At 68.1% G+C, this 16,726-nt stretch carries 13 protein-coding genes and 2 pseudogenes; 12 read left to right on the top strand and 3 right to left on the bottom strand.

All coding sequences use genetic code 11. From position 1 onward, the window contains the following. The first annotated feature begins 21 nt into the window (after positions 1 to 21). The 10 genes from OEX18_08140 to OEX18_08185 all read left to right on the top strand — a co-directional run bounded on the left by OEX18_08140 (position 22) and on the right by OEX18_08185 (position 11,203). On the top strand, positions 22 to 861 hold the full coding sequence (locus OEX18_08140) for an SH3 domain-containing protein (protein ID MDH4337234.1): 840 nt from the start codon (positions 22 to 24) through the stop codon (positions 859 to 861). Between the two features lie 10 nt (positions 862 to 871). Next, positions 872 to 1,462: a hypothetical protein gene (locus OEX18_08145; GenBank protein MDH4337235.1), complete on the top strand. Its 591-nt coding sequence runs from the start codon at positions 872 to 874 to the stop codon at positions 1,460 to 1,462. Positions 1,463 to 1,470: 8 nt separating this feature from the next. Continuing rightward, complete coding sequence (locus tag OEX18_08150; GenBank protein ID MDH4337236.1) at positions 1,471 to 2,289, top strand: hypothetical protein; 819 nt, start codon at positions 1,471 to 1,473, stop codon at positions 2,287 to 2,289. Positions 2,290 to 2,305: 16 nt separating this feature from the next. Next, positions 2,306 to 7,177, top strand: coding sequence for a tetratricopeptide repeat protein (locus tag OEX18_08155; GenBank protein ID MDH4337237.1), 4,872 nt, complete (start codon positions 2,306 to 2,308; stop codon positions 7,175 to 7,177). A 102-nt stretch (positions 7,178 to 7,279) separates the two neighbouring features. Further along, on the top strand, positions 7,280 to 8,164 hold the full coding sequence (locus OEX18_08160) for a tetratricopeptide repeat protein (GenBank protein MDH4337238.1): 885 nt from the start codon (positions 7,280 to 7,282) through the stop codon (positions 8,162 to 8,164). Positions 8,165 to 8,177: 13 nt separating this feature from the next. After that, complete coding sequence (locus tag OEX18_08165; GenBank protein ID MDH4337239.1) at positions 8,178 to 8,567, top strand: hypothetical protein; 390 nt, start codon at positions 8,178 to 8,180, stop codon at positions 8,565 to 8,567. Positions 8,568 to 8,579: 12 nt separating this feature from the next. Then, entirely contained in the window at positions 8,580 to 9,218 is a 639-nt protein-coding gene (locus tag OEX18_08170; protein ID MDH4337240.1) for a MotA/TolQ/ExbB proton channel family protein, read from the top strand. Positions 9,219 to 9,236: 18 nt separating this feature from the next. Further along, positions 9,237 to 9,683, top strand: a complete 447-nt coding sequence (locus OEX18_08175; GenBank protein ID MDH4337241.1) for a biopolymer transporter ExbD — start codon at positions 9,237 to 9,239, stop codon at positions 9,681 to 9,683. Between the two features lie 12 nt (positions 9,684 to 9,695). After that, positions 9,696 to 10,187 carry a biopolymer transporter ExbD gene (locus OEX18_08180; protein ID MDH4337242.1) on the top strand — a complete coding sequence of 164 codons (492 nt, stop codon included), beginning with the start codon at positions 9,696 to 9,698 and terminating at the stop codon, positions 10,185 to 10,187. A gap of 2 nt (positions 10,188 to 10,189) precedes the next feature. Next, positions 10,190 to 11,203, top strand: a complete 1,014-nt coding sequence (locus OEX18_08185; GenBank protein MDH4337243.1) for a TonB family protein — start codon at positions 10,190 to 10,192, stop codon at positions 11,201 to 11,203. Here the strand turns inward: OEX18_08185 and OEX18_08190 are convergent. The 3 genes and pseudogenes from OEX18_08190 to OEX18_08200 all read right to left on the bottom strand — a co-directional run bounded on the left by OEX18_08190 (position 11,200) and on the right by OEX18_08200 (position 14,595). Beyond that, a complete protein-coding gene (locus tag OEX18_08190) occupies positions 11,200 to 12,573 on the bottom strand; it encodes a beta-lactamase family protein (GenBank protein ID MDH4337244.1) in 1,374 nt (457 codons plus the stop codon). The two genes, OEX18_08185 and OEX18_08190, sit on opposite strands and share 4 nt — an antisense overlap. A 360-nt stretch (positions 12,574 to 12,933) precedes the next feature. After that, positions 12,934 to 13,587, bottom strand: a pseudogene (locus OEX18_08195) (sigma 54-interacting transcriptional regulator). 123 nt (positions 13,588 to 13,710) lie between these two features. Next, positions 13,711 to 14,595, bottom strand: a pseudogene (locus OEX18_08200) (GAF domain-containing protein). A gap of 225 nt (positions 14,596 to 14,820) precedes the next feature. Between OEX18_08200 and OEX18_08205 the strand changes: the two are divergent. Further along, positions 14,821 to 15,402 (top strand): OsmC family protein, encoded by a 582-nt coding sequence (locus tag OEX18_08205; protein MDH4337245.1) that lies wholly within the window; start codon positions 14,821 to 14,823, stop codon positions 15,400 to 15,402. Positions 15,403 to 15,476: 74 nt separating this feature from the next. Then, entirely contained in the window at positions 15,477 to 16,724 is a 1,248-nt protein-coding gene (locus OEX18_08210; protein MDH4337246.1) for an NAD(P)/FAD-dependent oxidoreductase, read from the top strand. Positions 16,725 to 16,726 lie beyond the last annotated feature (2 nt).

The following is a 16,726-nucleotide window of genomic DNA, read 5'->3' on the forward strand; positions in this document are numbered from 1 at the left end:
CAGCGCCGGAAGGATGACGCCATGAAAGCGCACGTCTGGCTGACGGCAATACTTGCCGTACTGCTGGCTGCGGTAGCCGCTCCGGCCGCCGCCGGCGAGGGTGACCCGCCTCCGCAGCCGCAACTCAACGCCCGCCCCACGCTCAGTGAGAAGAAGGTCCGCCTCATCGGTGGCAGTGACAACGTGGTCCGCAGCGGACCCGGCGATACCTTCGCAATCGTCGGCGTGTACTCCAAGGGCGCCGAGTTCCCCGTGATTGCCAAACGTGGCGAGTGGTACAACGTCCATCTGTCCGACACCAACACCGGCTGGGTGCACGCATCGTTGTGCAAGGAACTCGACGACATGTCCGACCTCGAGTTCCGTCCCAACCCGAAGCTCTTCTCGCGCATCGGCAGCTTCACCCTCACCGGGTACACCGGCGGCTACGCGTTCGACGAGAAGTCCAACTCGCTCGTGCTCGGCGGCCGCGTGGGCTACTACGTGTTCGAGTTCCTGGAGATCGAGGGCAGCGTGGGCTGGACGCACATCAACCGTCCCGCCGAAATCGTGGAATCGTTGTTCGACCTCGCCCTGGAGGAAGAGGACTTCGAAATGGTGTTCTACGCCATGAACGCCAACGTCATCCTTCTTCCCGGCCGGCAGCTGGTCCCCTTCCTCACCGGCGGGGTGGGCAGTTCCATCAGCGAGGGCGACACCGAGAACAGCTGGAACTTCGGCATCGGGGCCGATGTGTTCGTGCAGAAGACGGTGGCGGTTCGCTTTGAGTTCCGTAACTACCGCTTCGACTACGGCACCGCGGATTCGCGCACCGAGGCATCGAACTTCGAATTCAGCGTGGGCGCCACGCTCTTCCTGTAGAGGTCGCAACATGAACGGCACATCACACATGGCACCACGGCGCTGCATCCGGTTGCTCACCGTCCTGCTGGCGGCATTGCTGCTGGCCGGCGCCACCGCGCCCACACACGCCGGCGACAAACCCCCCTTCTCCGCCCGCAGCGGGCTCGACACCGCACGCGACGCCGCGCTCAGCTGGGCCGCGGACGCGCGGCTGATCTACGTGGAGAACGACGAGCCGGTTTCCACCGAGGGCACCGCGGTGCGCTGGGGCTACCTGTTTCACTCGCAGAACCGCGGCAAGGCACGCGGCTACTCCGTGCGCGACGGAAAGATCATCGAAGCCTTCGATCTCGGCTTCGACTTCGACGCGCCGCCGCTGCCCGACACATGGGTCGACAGCGCCACCGCCCTTGCGGCGGCGCAGGAGAAGGCCGGCGCGAAGTTCTGTCTCGAACACGGCGGCAGCCTTTCGTCGATGCTGCTGGTTCGTGGCGCCTTCTACGAGCGCGAACCCGACGCCAGCACGTGGGCACTGGTCTACACATCGGAAACGGAGCCCGCGCTCTTCGTGGTCGTGGACGCGACCCAGGGAAAGGTTGTGAGGACATGGCGGGGATGACGCAGCGCATGAATTCCATCTGGTTCCGCGCCCTGCTGGCGCTGGGCGTGCTGCTGGCGGTGGTGCTGGCCAGCATGGCCGCGGCCAACGAACCGCCCGCGCAGGGCGACGAGGGCACCATCGAGATCATCGAGGTCAAGCGCGCCGAGACCAAAGAGCCCAGGCATCCGAGCCTGCAGTTCTTGCGCGACAACCGGACCTTCCTGCGTTCGCAGCTCGACCGTCTACGGCAGACCCGGCAGACCGTGTCCAACGACGCACAGACGCTCGACGAGCGCCTGCTGCGCCTGCAGGAACTCTCCAACGCCATCGCCGCCGCACGCGACACCGTGGGCGACCGCGATGCGGCCCTGGCCGAGCGCACAATTCTGGAGAACGTCACCGATCTCGGCGACCTGGTGGCGGAGCTGGCCCTGATGGAACAGTTGCTGGTGGATCACCGCGAACGGCTGCTGGTGCTGGAACAGGACTTCCTCGGCCGGCAGGAGACATCGCTGGTCATCCTGCTGCGCGGTCTGGGCGGCGGCAACGCGCCCGAGGCCATCCTGCTGGGCGAAGACGACGACGTGGTCCGCATCGAACTCACGCCCGAACAGCGCGCCTCGCTGGAACAGGGCGGCGTCGCGCAGCTCTACCACGAGTTCGTCGAGCCGCGCGAACACGTCTTCCAGGTGTCCTTCGCCGGCGCGTCCTGGATCGACGCACCGCCGGTCAGCGTCACCATCGAAACCCCGCGAGACCGCCTCACCTTCCTGGAGCTCGACGCCAGCCGCCTCGATCGCGGCGAAATCGCGTCGGGACTGACCACCAGCGTCTGGTACCGGTGACCGGCCGGGGGGTTTCATGCTGACTCGCGCACGCATCGCCTGCGGGATCGTGGCCGCATTGACTGCGGTCGCGCCCCTGGTCCATGCCGCCAGGCCAACGCCCCCGGTGGCGCCGGCGGTACAGGCGCCGCTTCCGCACGAGCCCGACGCTTCGGAGCGCGACGCCACCAGCCTCGGCCGCGCCGTCGACCTGTGGCTCAAAGGCGATCTCTACGGCGCCAGCGCGCTGCTGGAAACCATCGACATCGGACCCGGTTCCCCGTTTCCCTTTGCGGACCGCGCCGCGTTTCTGCTGGCCGACGCATACCTGCGCACCGGGAACGCCGGCGGGTTCGCGCGTGTCGCGTCCCTGGCCGGTGACGGGAACGGCACGCCCTACCGGCGCTGGATCCGCTACGCCGAACTGTTGCGCGCCAACGCCAACCCGGGTGCTTCCGGTCCGGTAAACGACGTGCCCGAGTCCTTCCCAGGCGCCGATGTGCTCGCTGCCGCACTCCTGCTCGACGCGGACCGGGCCAACGACGCACTCGACCTGCTGGACCGCAACCCGGCGGCCGGCCCCCTCGCCTCGGTGCAACTCTGCCTGCGCGCGCTGGCGCGTGAGGCCACCGGCGCCGACGCCACCGCAAACTGGGGCGAGATTGCGCGGCGCAAACCGTCCGGTCCGCTGGAGGCGGAACTCGTGGGCGCCGCCGGCATTCGCTTTGCGCTGGCCCGCATGGACGCAGGCGATACCGACGCCGCCGCGAGTGCGCTGGAGCGTGTGCCGGACAACAGCCGCTATGCCCTGCGCGCCGCGCACATGCGTGGTGTCATGGCCGTGGAGGCGGGCGACACCGCCACCGCGGGGCGCATTCTTTCGCGCCTGGTGGACGAACACCCGGAGTACGAGGACATCCGCGACGTGAAGCTGGCCATGGGCGGCGTGTCCATGGCGCGTCATCACTGGCACGCTGCGCTGCGCTACTTCGAATCGGCGGAAGACTCCTGGCAGGACGAACAGCGTTCGCTGGCGCGCATCGCGCTGCCGGACAACGTCGACGATGCCTGGAACGCGTGGGGCGAAAACCAGCGTTGGCGCGAGGAGATCCGTCTCTCTCCCGAAATCCTGCTGGGCGTCATCGACGGCCTTGCCGGTGCGTCGCTCGACCTGCACGGCCAGGTCTCACTGGATCCGGCCAAGGATCTGGCGCGAACGCTGTGGCCGGCCGGCCTCTCCGCGCCCGCCACCGCCGCGTGGGACAGCTCGGGCGCACTGGCCCGCCACGCGCCCTCCGCGCCGGAGTGGGCCACGTTGCGCGCCCTGCAGGCACAGCAGCAGGACGCGCGCGCACGGCTGGCGCTGCAGGATCACGTGATTGCCAGGCGACGCGAGGAAATCGCACGCCGGATCAGCTACCTCGATATCGGCGCGATCAAGGCCGATTCCAACGCGGTGCAACTGTCGCGCGCGGTGATCCGTCTGGAGGCGATACTCGCCGGTCTGGACGCGTCCCGCCGGCAACTCGACGCGGTGCGCGACAGCATGCTGGTGCAGATCAGCCGGCGCACGCGTGACATGCTGACGGGGCTCGAGCGCGACCTCCTGTTCATGCGCGCCGTGCGCCACTTCCACGTCGACGGCCCCAACCTGGAGCGGCCGGAGAAGCTGCCCGACGGCGTCCCCCCCGCCGCGGAGCTGCTCGCGCGCGAGGACTCCCTGTCACACGAGTCCAGCGCCTTCATCACCGAGTTCGCGCGCCGCTACCCGGACATCATCAACCGGTCCTTCGATGAGTACTGGCGGCCCCGCCTGATGGTGGATGTCGAGGGCCTGCTGGGCGACCTGCGCATCGAACTGGCCCACGCCCGCGGTATTCGCGCCGGTATCGACTCCACCGTGGCGGCGTTCGCAACCGACCCGGTGCTGATGGCCGAGCTCGCTCGCCGCGACCACATGGCCGCCAGCGCGGACTCCCTGGACGCCGTGGAACGAGGCATGCGCCGCGTCATCGCACAAACCGTGGCCGCGCGCGGGCGGGTGCTGCTCGCCACCGAGCGGGAGAGAATCGACTACCATATTGCGGACGCGGCCTACGAACTCACCGTCGCGACCGCAACCGACACCGTCACCAACCGCAACGCCGAACTGGTGAGGCCGCTCCGCAACCGTTCCATCGCGTACCTCGAGGCGTTCCTCGAGCACCACCCGCAAAGCATCGCGCGCGGCGAGGCGCGCTTCCGGCTGGCCGACATGCAACTGCTCGCCGCCCGCGATGAGTTCCAGATCAGGATGCGCGACTTTCTCGGCGACAGGCCGGCGTCGGAGGACCTCGGCAACCGCGCGCTCGCGCCCTTCATGAACTACGAGCCCGCCATTGCGCTGTACCAGGCCATCCTGGACGAGGACCCGGAGTTCCCGCACACGGATGCTGTGCTCTTCAACCTGGGCATGATCCTCTCCGACGACGGCCGCCCGGAGGCCGACCAGTACCTCGCGCGGCTGGTGCGCGACCACCCGCAGGCGCCCGACGCGCAGGAGGCCTGGCTGCGCATGGGCAGCGACCGCTTCGACCGCAAGGAGTACAGCGACTGCGTGCCCTACTTCGAGCAGGCGGCGGCGGGAAGCGACCCGTCGTTCACCGCCATCGCCCTCTACAAGCTGGGCTGGGCGGAGTTCGCGCGCGACCGCTTCGAGCAGTCGACCGATTCGTTCCGTCGCCTGATGGATCACTACGCGGCCCACGGCGACATCGCGCGCAGCATGGACCTGCGCGACGAGGCGCGCGAGTACCTGGTGCACTCGCTGGCCCGCGCCGGCGGCGCCAGCGCCTTCCAGCGCTACTTCGATTCGCTGGGCCCGCGCGACTACGAGTCCGACATCCTGCTCTCGCTGGGCCACCTGATGCGCAGCGTGAGTCTGTACGAGGACGCCATCGCCTGCGACGAGCTGTGGCTCGCCCGCTATCCAAGGGACCCGCGCGCGCTGGAGATTGCGGAGCGCATGGTGGAGACCTATCGGCGCTCCAGCAAACCCGACCTGGCGCGCGAGGCACGCCTCGCGCAGGCGCAGCGCTTCCTGCCCGGCAGCCCGTGGTACCAGGCGAACACCGACCCCGCCACCCGAGCCGCCGGCGAGGCGTTCGCGCAGGGTGCGTTGCGCGCTAACGCGGCCTACCACCACCGCCGCGCGCGCGACAACGACGACCCGGCCAGCTGGCGGCTCGCGCTCACCAACTACGAGCAGTACCTGCAGCACTGGCCGAACGCGGGCGACGCCACGCGCATCCACTTCTTTGCCGGTGAGGCCGCCACCCGGCTCACGGCGTATCCGCGCTCGTTGCAGCACCTGGCGGCGGCGTCGAAGAGCGACTCCACCGCGCTCGCGCTGGAGGCGACCTGGCAGCAGGTGGCGGTGACCGACACCTGGTACCGTTCGACGCACACCGAGGCCGGCCACGGCACGGACTCGCTGGCCACCGTGCTCATCGCCTCCGGGCGCGCCTTCGTGCAGCGCTTCCCCACCGATCCGCGCTGCGCGGACATTGTGTGGCGCCAGGGCAACGTGGCCTACGCACACGCGTGGTATCCCGATGCGGCGGCCATCTTTGAGACTTTCGGCAACACCTATCCCGCCGACAGCCGCGCCGCGCGCGGCGCGCGCCTGGGCGGTGACGCGCACTACAAGCGCGCCGACTTCCACGCCGCCGGGATTGCCTATCGCCGCGCGGTGGATCTGGCCACGCAGAGCGGTGAGGACTCGCTGGTCGCAGCGGTGAAACCAACCATTCCACTGTGCGACTACAAGCACGCCGAGTCGGTCGCCGCGGCGGACAGCGTGCGCGGACCTTTCCAGGCCGCGCCCCTGTTTGCGGGCGTGGCCACGGAGTTCCCCGCGTATCCGCACGCCGACCTCGCGCTCTACCGCGCGGGGCTCGGGTACGCCTCCGGACTGAAGTATCGCGACGCCACCGTCGCGTGGGAACGCCTGCTCGCGACCTACCCGGAGAGCGAGTATGCGCGCGACAGCGCCATCCAGATTGCGCGCACCCACGAAGCGGCCGGCGATACGCCGGGCGCGGCCGCGGCTTATGAACGCTTCTCACGCCTGTATGTGAAGGACCCGGACGCACCCGCGGCCCTGATCAAGGCCGCGGACATGCTGGCGGACGCGGGCGATGCGGGCGGCGCGGAACGCATGCGCAGCATCTTCATCCAACGATTCCCCGGCGACACGCAGACGGTGATGGAGATTCGCGCCTCGCGCGCCAGCCAGGAACTCGCGCGCGTCCGCGACGGCGCCGCGTCGATGTCCGTGCTGATGGCGAAACCGGGCGCCAACACGTCCTCGTCGGAACTGCGGGAGTACCTGGCGCTGGCGAAGGAGCACCCGGAGATGGCGTCGCCCGTCATCCTGGCCCAGGTGGACTACTACGACGCCGAAGAGTCATTCGCAAGCTTCAGCGCCATGCGGCTCACGCAACCGCTGCCGGCATCGCTGGAAAAAAAGAAGCAGGCGCTGGAGTCGCTGCTCGAGAAATACAACACGTGCTCCGGCCACGGCGTGGCGGAGTACACGCGCGCGTCGGCCTACCGCATCGGGCAGGCGCTGGTGGGCTTTGGCGACGCGCTCATGCAGAGCGAGCGCCCGGGGGACCTCGAGGGTGAGGACCTGCTCGCGTACGAGGACGTGATCGAAGAGCAGGCGTGGGTGTTCTACGACCGCGGCGAAAACGTGTGGTCGGACATGCTGCGCCAGATCGGCGACACGCCGGACGATCCCGGGCAATGGATTGCCCACACGCGCGCGGCGCTGTGGCCCCGGCTCTCGCAGCGGTTCATGTACCGGCCCGAGCCGGAGTATCCCGTGCTCGTGGCCAGACCGCCCGCGGAGCCGGAAACCGACTAGCAACTCCGAATATCGCGGGCGGGAACGGGGCTTGCGTAAGCGTCAGGAGCGGACTCCCGGCATGTGCACCGGGAACGACAGGAAACAATGCGGACAACCACGATGAATCGCCTTGCATCGCGCACGGGTGCCGTGCGGCTGGCCCGGGCCGCGGCCATGCTGCTGGTGTGCGGCCCGCTGATGGGCGCCGTGGGTGGCTGCAGCATGCTGGGCATGGGCGGCGGTCACAAACCGGCCGAGAAGATGAGTGGCGACGCGCGCCGCGACATGCTCGCCGAGGCCGGGGCCCGCGCGGCGCAGTACCCGGAAGAGCCCTACTGGCCCTGCCGCATGGGCGAGGTGTACGCGGCCATGGATTCGACCGACGCGGCGGTGGCCGCGCTGCGCACCGCGCTGGCGCGCGACGCGGACTACGCGCCCGCCATTTCGCTCCTGTCACGCATCCAGTACGCGTCCGGCGAGCACGCCGAGGCCATCGCAATGCTCGACGGGTACATCGCGGCGCACCCCGGCGCGCCCGACGAGTTGCGCGCCGCGCTGGCGCTGCACCTCGATGCCGTCGACGAGGTGGAACGCGCCGAGGCGGCCATCGCCGCCTGCACCGGCAATTCCGGCGACGTCTACGCCGCGCGCACCTACCTGTCGCTGCGCGGCAACGCGCCCGCATCGGCGCTGACCATCGCGAAGGCGGCGCTGGACGCCGACGGCAGCGCGGTCAACTACAACAACTACGGCGTCGCGTTACTGCACGCCGGACGGCCCATCGAGGCGCGCGACGCGTTCCGCAGGGCGCTGGATCGCAACGCGTCGCTCGCGGGCGCGCTCTACAACATGTCGCTCATCGAGGTGTTCTACTTCTTTGACGAGAGCGCCGGCCGGCAGTGGTTCGATCGCTACACGCAGGTGGCGCTGGAAGATCCGGACGATCTCGCGTCGGTTTTCAAGGTGGACATGACGCGGCTTTCGCGTCCGGGCGCAACCCGATAGCAGGCAGGCAAGCATGGGTAACACAGGGAACGGAGTATCCGCGCCCCGCGGGGCGCTGCTGATGGCGCTCGCCGTGGCGCTGCTGGTCGTGGCGGCGGGATCGCCGCGCGCCCAGGCGCCGGCTACGTCACCGTCCAAGACCGCGACAAAGCCATCGGTTACCCCGCCACGCACCGCCGCCGTCAAAACGCCGGTGCGCCGCACCGAGGCGGTGCGCACGCTCGATGCCATCAACATCGAGGGCGAGATCGCGGTGCCCCAGGTTCTGTTCATCACCGCCCGCGACGTCCGCCGCTACCGCGACGGACTGGGGCTGAAGTTTCAGTTGAGCGCTTTCGAAGCGGGCCGATCCGCCGTGCTGCCCTCGCGGCTGCGGGTTGCCCCACAGCAGCAGTCACAATAAGGAGGAGTGACAATGAATCCAATCTCCGCGTTTGCGGATTTCTTCAAGAACGGGGGACCGTTCATGTACGTGATTCTCGGAACCGCGGTGGCAATCCTTGCCGTCGCCGCCGAGCGCTTCTGGGTGATCGCGCGCGCCGCGTCGGTCAACAGCGCCAAGTTCACCCGCGACGTCGTGCAGCGCGTCGCCAAGGGCGACATGACCGGCGCCGCCGACCTGTGCCGCCGGGTCAAGAGCCCGGTGGGCGCGGTGGCGCACGCCATCGTGTCGCGCAACGACAGCGACGAGGAACGCCTGATGAACGCCGCCGACGGCGCGGCCACCATCGTGCTGCCGCCGCTCTCGCGCCGGCTGCCGTACCTCAACATGCTGGCCAACGTGGCCACCCTGCTGGGTCTGCTGGGAACGATCTTCGGCCTGACCACCGCCTTCTCGGCGGTCGGCGCGGCCGATCCGGCGCAGCGCTCGGCCTTCCTGGCCGTGGGCATCTCGCAGGCACTCAACACGACCGCCTTCGGTCTCATCGTCGCCGTCCCCACGCTGCTCATCCACAGCTTCCTGGTGAGCAAGGTCGAGGGCATCGTGGAGAACATCGACGAGACCAGCGTGCGCCTCATTGAGGCCGTCGGCCGGAAGAACGTGGCCGCGTAGGGAAAGAAGAGAACGACCATGCGCACCAGTACCCGCCGCGGTTACCGCAAGATCATCGAGGGAGACCTCGAGCTCATGCCGCTGATGAACCTGTTCGTCGCCATGATCCCGATGCTGCTCATTTCGGCGGTGTTTCTCAATGTGACCGTGATCGACATGAAGGCGCCCTCTGACGAAGTCTCGGAGAAGCCCCCGCGCGAGTCGCTGGGGCTCTCGGTGACCATCCAGGAGAGCGCGTTTGTAATCGAGGGCCGCGGCCTGCAGAAACGCGTCATCGCGCGCGCCGACGCCGACGCGGACCAGCAACTGGGCGGCGCGCTGGCGCAGGTGGCCATTTCGCACCCGGACAACAAGGACGTGGTCATCGTCTCGCAACCGGACACCAACTATGGCGATATCGTGGCGGTAATGGATATTTCGCGTGAGAACGGGCTGCCCGGGGTTGCCCTGATGGGCGCGCGGTAAAGGGACCACAACATGCGCAGAAAACGCAACAGACGCCTTCGTCCCCGTACGGTTCACACGCCGTTGCGCCTGACGTCGATGATGGACATTCTGACCACGCTGCTCCTGTTCCTCCTCAAGAGCTTCGTGGTGGAGGGTGAAGCCATCACGCCGGTGCCGGGCGTGAATCTCCCCGAGTCGTCCAGCAACACGCCGGCGCAGGCGTCGGTGGTGGTGGCCATATTCAACAACACCATCATGCTGGACGGCCAGGTGGTGGCGCAGGTCTCCCGCGAGACCGGATCCGGCGACCTGCTCATCGAGGCGCTGGCGGACCGCCTGGACGAGGCGCGCGAACGCAGCGAAGAAATCGCCAGGATGCGCGGCAGCGACGCGGAGTTTCACGGGCGCGTCGCCATCCAGGGTGACCGTGAAATCGAGTTCGATATCCTGCAGCGCGTGATGTACACGTGCGGCTACAGCGGATACGAAGAGCTTTCGCTCGCAGTGCTGGGGACGTCGTGATCATGGGCCACGCGCACGCAGGCATACCACCGCAGTATCAGCAGCCGCTCTGGGGGGCAATCGACCCCGTCCTCAAGCGCTGCTTCATTGCCGCCGGCATTCTCGGCGTGATCGTGCTCATCGGCATCTTCATTGCGCCCGCTCTCCCGCCCCGGCCCAACGCGCTCGAGGACATGCCCGACCGCCTGGCGCGGTTGATCCTGGAGAAGCCCAAGGCGCCCGCCGGCGACCTGGCCGAGCGCATCGCCAAACTGGAAGCGCCCAGGACGGAGACACGCGCCGAAGAAAAAGTGGAACCCGCCAAACCCAAAGTGGAGCCGCGCCGCCGCACCAGTCCGCCGCGCGTGCAGACCGACAAGGGCGCGCAGGGCCGCCAGAAGGCGAAGGTCGAGGTGGCGCAGAACCTGGCGCAGGTGACCGGGTCCGTCGACAAGGTGCTGGAGAGCGTTTCGAAGTCACTGCCGGCGTCCACCAACGCCACCGACGCGGAACCCGCGCCGCGCCGACGGCGCAGCGTGCGCTCGGGCCGCAGCGGGACGCAGATCGCGACCGTGGGCGGGAGCTCCAACCTTGGCTCCGCCGACATGGGCGGCTCGGCCATCGAGAGCAACGGCATCAGCATTGCGGCCATCACCGACCTCGCCGTGGACGGCGGCGGCGGCAGCGGCGAGGAGTTCTCCTCCCCGGGTGGCGGCGGCTCGGCGGATGCGGGATCCCGCAACGACTACCGCAGCAACGAATCGCTGCTGGCCGTGGTGCGCCGCTACGCGCCCGGCATCCAGTTCTGCTACGACAACGAACTCAAGCGCAACCCCGGACTGCGCGGCAAACTGGTGGTCAACATCACCGTGCTCGCAGACGGCTCGGTGAGCGAGGCGCTCGTGGTGGAGGACAAGCTCGGTTCGCCCGCGGTGACGCAGTGCGTGGTGGCGCAAATCCGCGGCTGGCGCTTCCCCGCCATCCCCAGCGGCACCACCAGCTTCAAGACGCCGTTCGTATTCACGCCGCCCAACTAGCCGTCGCGCTTCGGCGCACCCCCCATCACCAGGCGCACCAGTTGCATGCCCACCGCGGACGGGAGATCGTCCGGCCGCGAATGGGCGTTGCTGCACATGATCACGAGGTCTTCCGGGCCGACGGTGTAGAGGCAGAAGAACCCACGGTCGTCACCACCAACCACCACGCTGTGCGTCCAGTACTTGGCGGCTGCAGCTGCGGACAACGTCTTGCCGCTGCGAATTGCGGTCAGCCAGCGGTGCAGATCGTGGGGCGTGGAGAACATCCCGCCACTCCCCATCACCAGCCAGCTCGTCTTCCCCCAGTAGCGCGGCGTGTTGATCCGGCCGAAGGAGTTCCCCTCGTAACCGACGGCGAAGTCACGATCCGGGAAGCGCGCGGCGTCCTCGTGCAGGCCGGTGCGCGTCATGCCCGCTGGCTCAAAGAAATTGCGTCGCAGATAATCCCCGTACGTCTCGCCGGAGGCGATCTCCACGATGGCCGCGAGCATCACCCAGGCGGAGTGGGAGTGTTCCTCACCCCTCCCGGGCGCAAAGAGCAAGTCCTGGTGAAGAATGCGATCGATGGCGGTGGCGCGGTCGATCCACGACAGATCCGGATCCGTGTCCACGCCGGCGATGTCGTGGAAATTGGGCAGACCGGAAGTGCCGGTCATGAGGTTGTCGATGGTGACGGCCCGCTTGTCGTCGGGCACATCCTTGAAAAAGCGCATGATTGTGTCTGACGTATTCAGCTTCCCGGTTTCCTCCAGCTTGAGGATGGCGGCCTTCGTGAAGTCGATCGGCACCGAACCGATCGAAAAAATGGTTGTGGTATCGACAGGGATACTGTTCTCGCGATCGGCGAGGCCGTAGCCGCGGTCGAGGACGATCTTCCCGCCGTGGACCACGAGCACCGCACCCGAAAAGCCCGACGCCTCGGCTTGGTCGAGGCGCACGGCGAGCGCGTCCCAGGTGTACGGCGGCCCGGTGTCCTTCTCCGCGCCGGCGCTTTCGCGCGTCCCCTCCAGGTCGAACGCCACGATGAAGTGGGGCGCTTCCCCCTGGACGCGGTACACCAGCGAGGTCTCCCGGCCCTCGAGTACAAAGATGAGGCGGACACCACCCCCCTCAACCGCATCCGCGAGGACGCCGTCGAAACCGCGCGCGGCGTCGCGGATGCGCGCTAGGTACGCCATGAGTTCGCCCGGCGCAAAGCCCTCCCGGTACGATTGCGCCAGGTGGGTATCCGCGAAGGCGCGCAGCGCGGCGTCACCGGAGCTCTGGATCATGTCCTCGATGGCGCGTCCCCGCTGCGGGTCTCCCTGGGCCGCGGCAATGGCCGTCCCAGCCGCCAGCACCAGCACCAACAAAAGTATGTATTTGGGCATCCGTGTCCTCCCTGCAGCACGTCGAGTCAAGGAACTGTGGACTGTTGAAGCCTTGAACACCCGGAGGGATCAAAAAGTGGCAGGCGTTGGCGCAAACCGGAATCAGCGCGGCCGCTCGATACCGAGCGACTTCATGCGCGACTTGAACGTCGACGGTGAAATACCGATCAGCGTAGCCGCACCGCCGTCGCCGCCCACGCGCCAGCCGGTCTGTTCGAGGGCGGCGATCATGTTGTCCCGTTCGATGCGGCGCAGGTGTTCTTCGCCCATGACGGCAGGTCGATCTTCCCCGTGACGCGGGAGCACGGAAGCCCGTACGGCGTCCGGCAGCACCCGCTCCAGCCGCAGCGGTCCATCACCCGATGTGATCAGCGCGCGCTCGATGACGTTGCGCAGTTCACGCACATTCCCCGGCCACGCGTAGCCCCGCAACACGGCGGCGGCATCGGGCGGCAGGGGCGGGACGGCGCGCCCCATGCGCCGGGAGAGCTTCTCGATCAGGCTGCCGGCGATGATGACCACGTCGTCGTGCCGCTCGCGCAGCGGCGGCAGCGGCAGGGGGAACACGCTCAGTCTATAATAGAGATCCTCGCGGAATGTCCCCTCCTTCACCGCCCGTTCCAGGTCGCGGTTGGTGGCGGCCACCACCCGCACGTCGACGCGACGCGTCCGTGACCCTCCCACCGGTTCGAACTCTCCCTCCTGCAGCACACGCAGCAACTTGCCCTGCAGTTCCAGCGGCAGTTCGCCAATCTCGTCCAGGAAGATGGTTCCCCCGTCGGCCAGTGCGAAGCGCCCGTCGCGGCGCTGCGTGGCGCCGGTGAAGGCCCCCTTCTCGTGACCGAAGAACTCGCTCTCGATGAGCGTGGCGGGAATGGCGGCGCAATTGACCTTGATCAGGGGACCATCCGCGCGGCGGCTGCGCTTGTGGATCGCGCGCGCGAACAACTCCTTGCCGGTCCCGGTCTCCCCATGTATCAAAACGGTCGCATCGGTGTGCGCCACCTGCGCCACCGCCTGCAGCGCGGCGCGCAGTGCGGGGCTCTTCCCCACGATCTCGTCGAAGCCGTGGTCCTCTTCGATCTCGGCGCGCAGGTACTCGGTCTGGGCGGACAGGCTCTTGATGCGGTGTTCCGCGTTCACGCGCTCGGTGACGTTGCGCAGGATCATGCTGAAGAATGGCTGCCCGTGCGCTTCGTAGCGCGAAAGGGTGGCCTCAGCCAGGAATGCGTCGCCGCCGGGTGGCCGCGGGTTGAAGACGCCCGGGATCCACAGGTTCGGCGAGCCCCCCGTGGCGCGCTCCAGGTCGTCGACAAGACCGGCAATCTCGCGCGCGGCATCCACGCCCAGCAGGTGATCGAGCCGCTGGCCGCGCACCCTCGCGAGCGCGCACGCGAACAGCGCCTCCGCCGCCGGATTCATCATGGTAATGGCCAGATCGCGGTCGAACTCGACGATCGCATCCATGGCGCTGCCAATCAAGCGGGCGAGCTTCTGCTCCCGTTCGTGAACCTCGGCTTCGAGTTTGAGCCGGCGCATTTCCGCGCCGGCGCGCGCGGCGAAAATCTTGAACAGCGTCAGCAGCCGCTTCTCGTCGGGCATGGGGCGCTGATCCACGACGGCCAGGTGGCCAAGCACGTTGTTGTGCTCGTCGAGAATGGGAACGCCCAGGTAGCTCACCGTGCCCGCAAAGTTGGGGTCCTTGTCGGCCGGATACAGTTCCACCAGGCGGTCGGGGATGTGGACGAGTTGTTTTTCGTGGATGGCGGTGTGGCAGGGCGTTCCCACGATGGGGTACTCGTATCCCTCGAGCGTCTTCTCCCCCATGCAGAACGCCAGCGCGCGCAGCCGCTGCCGATGCGGGTCGTACTCGGTGACCCAGGCGCCGTGGGTGTCGAGGGCGCGGGCCAGGTTCTTCACGAGCGCGCGGTAGAAGTCGAGTCCCGTCTCGGACGCGGTTCCCTCCACGATGGCCCGGAAGGCGGTTTCTTCGTCGATACGGCGCTCGGTGGGTGCGGCCATGGCCGAATGATAGCACCCCGATGACTTCTCGTCGATTCTATCGACGACTTTTCGCCGCCGACGAGATCCCGTCCCGCGCCGCTCCGGGTGCTAAGGACTCAATTCATTACATTACAACGCTTTAATCAAACTGGCGCGAGTGGTACGCACCGTGCCTTAGGGGTAGTCATCCGCGGCCGATGGGCGGCCGCAACCGGACCCCGAAAACCAGAAGGAGACACCACCATGTCAACCGCCATGAACGAAAAGAAGATGCCCGAACCCCGCAACGGCGTGGACACCCCCACGCTGCTGGCCACCATCAATGCCGTCGGCAGCCAGCCGGAGCTGGCGAAGTTCCAGTTCCGGGCCACCAACCGCTGGCAGCAGGGCACCCACAGCCGCAGCCGCATCCAGTCGTTCTACGGCGCCGGCGAGGAGCGCATGCACGAGAAGGAGTTCGTCTATGACGGCGACCACCCGGCCGTGCTGGTGGCGCGTGACCAGGCGCCGACACCGGTGGAGTTTCTCCTCCACGCACTGGCGGCGTGCATCACGGCCGGCATCGGCAACATCGCCGCGGCGCGCGGTGTGACCCTCTACGAAGTGGAGTCGAGCATCGAGGGCAACATCGACCTGCGCGGCATTCTCGGACTGTCCAACGAGGTCCGCAACGGGTACGAAGGCCTGCGCATCAACTTCAAGATCAAGGGCGATGCCCCGCGCGAGGTGCTCGAGAAGATCGTCGAGCAGGGCCGCAAACGCAGCGCGGTGTACGACGTTCTCGCCAACGGCGTTCCGATTGCGATGACGGTGAACGCCGGGTGAACGGCAACGATGGCCCGCCGGCCGGATGTCAGCAACGGCTCCGGCCGGCGGCGCCAACCGGGAAAGGAATCATCATGAAACGCACGGACACCATCATCATCGGCGGGGGCCAGGCAGGACTGGCGATGAGCCGCTGCCTCGCGGACCGCGGTATCGATCACGTCGTTCTGGAAAGAGGACGCGTGGCCGAGCGCTGGCACAGCGAACGCTGGGACTCCCTTCGCATGCTGACACCGCGCTGGCAGAGCCGCCTTCCCGGCTGGTCCTACCGCGGCACAGACCCGGATGGCTTCATGAGCAAACAGGAAGTGATCAACTACCTCGACGACTACGCCCGATCCTTCTCCGCGCCGGTTCACGCCGGTGTCACGGTGGACGCCGTGGAGCGCGACCCGGCCGGGTTCCGCGTCCAGACGGACGCCGGCGTGTGGCGCGCGCCCAACGTGGTCATCGCCACCGGTCACTGCGACCGGCCCCAGGTGCCGCCGATGTCGGCGGCACTCGCGCCGCAGATCGACCAGGTGGTGCCGTCGCGGTACCGCCGGCCGGAGAACCTGCGCGACGGGGGCGTGCTCATCGCCGGCGCATCGGCCACCGGCATCCAGCTGGCTGCCGAGATCGCCCGTACCGGGCGTCCCGTCACCGTGGCCGTCGGCCGACACACGCGGCTGCCGCGCCGCTACCGGGGCCGCGACATCATGGCGTGGTTCGACGCGCTGGGCGTCCTCACCGAAACCACCGGCGAGGCGTGGGACATCGAGGCGTCGCGCCGCCAGCCCTCGCTGCAACTCGTGGGGAGCGAGGACCATCGCTCCCTTGACCTGGGGGTGCTGCAGGAACTCGGCGTGCGCGTGGCGGGACGCATGATCGGCACATTCGGCCGCCGTGTGTACCTGGCGGACGATCTCGCCGCGTCGATGGATCGCGCGGAGATGAAGATGAACGAGCAGCTCGACCGCGTGGACCGCCATGTCGCCGACAGCAAACTCGAGTCGGGGGTCACCGCACCCGGCCGGCCCGCACGCATCCGGGTTCCCGACGCGCCGCGCGTGATCGATCTCGCCGCCGAGAACATCCGCACGGTGATCTGGGCCACCGGCTACCGTCGCGAGTACCCGTGGCTGCGCGTGCCGGTGCTGGACGCGCGCGGCGAGATCCGGCACGAAGGCGGCATCACCACCGAGCCGGGTCTGTACGCGCTCGGATTGTTCTACATGCGGCGGCGCAACTCGAGCTTTCTCGACGGCGTCGGCGCCGACGCCGCCGACCTGGCGGATCACATCGTCCAGCGGCTGGCGCACAAACGCCTGGCCGTTGCGTAACC

It is taken from the genome of Candidatus Krumholzibacteriia bacterium, from assembly GCA_029865265.1.
In the GTDB taxonomy this organism is placed as follows: domain Bacteria; phylum Krumholzibacteriota; class Krumholzibacteriia; order WVZY01; family JAKEHA01; genus JAKEHA01.